Source organism: Desulfofundulus sp., assembly GCF_049701015.1.
In the GTDB taxonomy this organism is placed as follows: Bacteria; Bacillota; Desulfotomaculia; order Desulfotomaculales; family Desulfovirgulaceae; genus Desulfofundulus.
Genome location: NZ_JBNATZ010000275.1, coordinates 1 through 3,194, shown reverse-complemented (window position 1 = coordinate 3,194; position 3,194 = coordinate 1). Strand labels below are relative to the sequence as shown.

The 3,194-nt window shown below is 56.8% G+C and carries 3 protein-coding genes; all 3 read right to left on the bottom strand.

The window, feature by feature from the left end:
- Window positions 1-153: 153 nt before the first annotated feature.
- Entirely contained in the window at window positions 154-1,329 is a 1,176-nt protein-coding gene (locus ACPLUI_RS13095; protein ID WP_424660697.1) for a class I SAM-dependent rRNA methyltransferase, read from the bottom strand.
- Window positions 1,330-1,497: 168 nt separating this feature from the next.
- Window positions 1,498-2,799 (bottom strand): amidohydrolase, encoded by a 1,302-nt coding sequence (locus ACPLUI_RS13090; RefSeq protein ID WP_424660696.1) that lies wholly within the window; start codon window positions 2,797-2,799, stop codon window positions 1,498-1,500.
- A gap of 73 nt (window positions 2,800-2,872) precedes the next feature.
- The coding region (locus ACPLUI_RS13085; RefSeq protein WP_424660695.1) for a class II aldolase/adducin family protein at window positions 2,873-3,194 on the bottom strand (322 nt) is incomplete at its 5' end.

Sequence of the window (3,194 nt, the reverse complement as noted above, 5' to 3'; positions counted from 1 at the left end):
GCATGTTCGCAAATCTTGCTAACCACTTGCTAACGTTTGCTAACGGGTTTGCTAACGACTGTCCAAAAACCCAGTAAAATCAAGGGGTCTCTCCTGGACTGTTCTGGACTTCCAGCTTATGCCAAAACCCCGGAAGCCTTGATTTTCAAGGCTTCACCACACCTGCAGCACGAAACATTTCAAATAATACGTTTCCGGCGAAGCAAGGAGCATGGGGTGGTCTTTGGCCTGGCGGCGCATTTCAACCAGGCGCAACTGCCGCCCCACGTCGCGGGCGGCGTCAAGCAGTACCTCCAGAAAGAGATCTTCGGTCATATGGTAAGAACACGAGCAGGTGACCAGAAAACCGCCTGCAGGCAGGAGTTTCATGGCCCGCAGGTTTATCTCCTTGTAACCCCGGATGGCCCCTTCCAGCGCCTCTTTGGATTTGGTAAAAGCCGGAGGGTCGAGAATGATCAGGTCGAACCGTTCTCCGGCCCGGTCGAGAGCGCGGAGTTCATCAAAGGCATTTCCCTCCCGGAAGGTACAGATGTGCTGGAACCCGTTTCTGGCTGCATTTTCACGAGCCATTTCCAGAGCGTCGCCGGCAACGTCAATACCAAGGACCTCTTTGGCCCCGAAACGGGCGGCATAGATGGAAAAAGTACCGGTATGGCAAAAACAGTCCAGCACGCGGGCACCTTGGGCCAGACCCTCCAGAGCCAGGCGGTTTTCCCTCTGGTCCAGAAAATAGCCCGTTTTCTGCCCCCCTGCCAGGTCCACTAAAAATCGCAGCCCATTTTCTTCTATCTCCACTACCGGGTTGAAGGGGCCTTTCAGAAAACCCGTCACCAGGGGCAGACCCTCCAGTTCCCGTACTGAAACGTCGTTTCTTTCGTAAATACCGGCAGGTTTTAATAGTTCATCCAGAATTTCTACGATTGTATTTTTGTGCACATCTATCCCCAGGGCCAGGGTTTGCAGGGACAGGTAATCGCCAAACCTGTCCACGACCAGCGCGGGCAAGAAATCGGCCTCGGCGAAAACCAGCCGGCAGGCGCTGGTATGCCGCACCACCCGGCGGCGGTATTCCAGGGCCGCCGATAAACGCCGGCGGAAAAATTCCCGGTCGATCTTTTCCCTCTGCTCCCGGGTGAAGAGGCGTACCAGGATCTGTGAGGAAGGGTTGATATAACCCCGCCCCACAAAACGCCCCCGGTGGTCCACCACTTCCACCACATCGCCGGGATTAAAATGACCGTGAATACCTTCCACCTCGGTGCGGTAAACCCAGGGATGTCCGTTCAAGACCCGGTGGTGACGGCCCCGGGTCAGCTTCACTACCGCCATATAGTCACCTTCACCTGCTCCCTGAATAATTTCAGTGGCCCCGCTATAATGCCGCGTTACCCACGCTCCCCCGGTGACCCGCGTTGAAAGCCGCCGCGGCTCGCTATCGGACAACAGGGCAACGTACCGGGGCCAGCTTGTTCTGGAGGATAATTGCCCTGCTCGCATTTAAAGGCCTGCCCCAACCAACCTCTGGGCACGTTTCTGCACTTCATGGTATACCTCTTCCTCGTCCATGGTGAGCACTTTCCTTTTCTCCATGACCACCTGGCCGTCTACGATTACCGTTTCCACATCCGCCGACCGGGCAGCATAAACCAGGTGGGCCACCAGGTCGTGCCGCGGGTAGAAATGGGGCTGGTCAAGGTTAATTAAAATAATATCCGCTTTATAACCGGGTTTAATCAGACCCACGTCATTAAGCCCCAGCACGCGGGCACCATTTACCGTGGCCATGGACAGGGCATCAAAGGCAGGCAGGGCTGTGGGGTCCATGGTGGCAACCTTCTGAAGCAACGCCGCTGAACGCATCTCTTCCATCATGTCGAGGTTGTTGTTGCTGGCCGCCCCATCGGTACCCAGGCCCACCAGCGCTCCAGCGGCCAGCAGACGGGTTACGGGGGCAATACCACTGGCCAGCTTCATGTTGCTCTCAGGGTTATGGGCTATACCTGCCTTCTTTTCGGCGAGAATGCGTATGTCATTTTCATCCAGATAGACGCAATGGGCTGCCAGCACGGGCAACTCAAACAGGCCCACTTCATCCATCAGGGCAACAGGCGTTTTGCCGTATTTTCGACCTATTTCCTCGATTTCTGCCCGTGTTTCCGCGATATGGATATGGATCCCGACTTTTAAATCGGCAGCAAGTTCAATAACCCGCCTCAAAAAATCGGGCGGGCAGGTATAAGGTGCGTGAGGCCCCAGCATGGTGGTAATGCGTCCCCCGGCCTGCCCATGCCAGTCACGGATAAAACGGCGGCTGTATGCCAGTGCCTCCCCAGCACCCGGGGAAAGCCCGATCATGCCACGGGACAGGCTGGCCCTCAACCCCGCCTTTTCCACCGCCCGGGCCGCCTCGTCCATGTGGAAGTACATATCGGCGAAGGTAGTGGTCCCGGAACGGATCATTTCCAGGCAGCAAAGCAGGGTCCCCCAGTAGATATCTTCGGGCTCAAGCCGCTCCTCCACAGGCCAGATCTTTTCCTGCAGCCACTGCATCAAGGGCAGGTCGTCCGCATAACCGCGGAACAATGTCATGGCTGCGTGTGTATGGCAGTTGACAAAACCGGGCATGGCCAGCATTCCCCGGGCATCGATTACCCGGTCAAAGATGCGCCCCTGTGAAACGCTCCCTGCCGGCCCCACATGGCTTATGTACTGCCCTTCAACGACGATTTCTCCGTTTTCAAAAATAGACTTCGGCTCCTCCATGGTCACCACGGTAGCCCCGCGGATCAATATGCTCATAACCAACCCCCCGGATCCCGAAACATTTTTTGACTCCTGCACAGAACATGATACCTTCCGGACCCCGGTCACCTCACCGTTCGTCCCCCGGCCGGGGAATTGGTCCGGAATTCCTCACGACGAACTGGCTGTAGCTGTACAGGTAAGAATTTCTCAATACCTCCACTTCTTCGGGAGGTAAAATGGCCGGCCGTCCCACCAGGTCGGCCCAGACATAAACTTTGGCCGACTTCTCTACAATCTGACAGACCATGAATGCTTCTTCAAGATTCCGTCCCACACCCACCACGCCGTGATTGGCCAGCAGTACCGCTCCCCGGTTTCCCAGAGCCTCCACTGCCGCCCGGGCCAGTTCTTCGGTACCCGCCCGGGCGTAGCTGGCGACGGGTACCCCA

Bases quoted from the DNA above. Each gene is read 5' to 3' on its own strand.
- ACPLUI_RS13095 (WP_424660697.1), bottom strand. From the start codon at position 1,329: ATGGCGGTAGTGAAGCTGACCCGGGGCCGTCACCACCGGGTCTTGAAC.
- ACPLUI_RS13090 (WP_424660696.1), bottom strand. From the start codon at position 2,799: ATGAGCATATTGATCCGCGGGGCTACCGTGGTGACCATGGAGGAGCCG.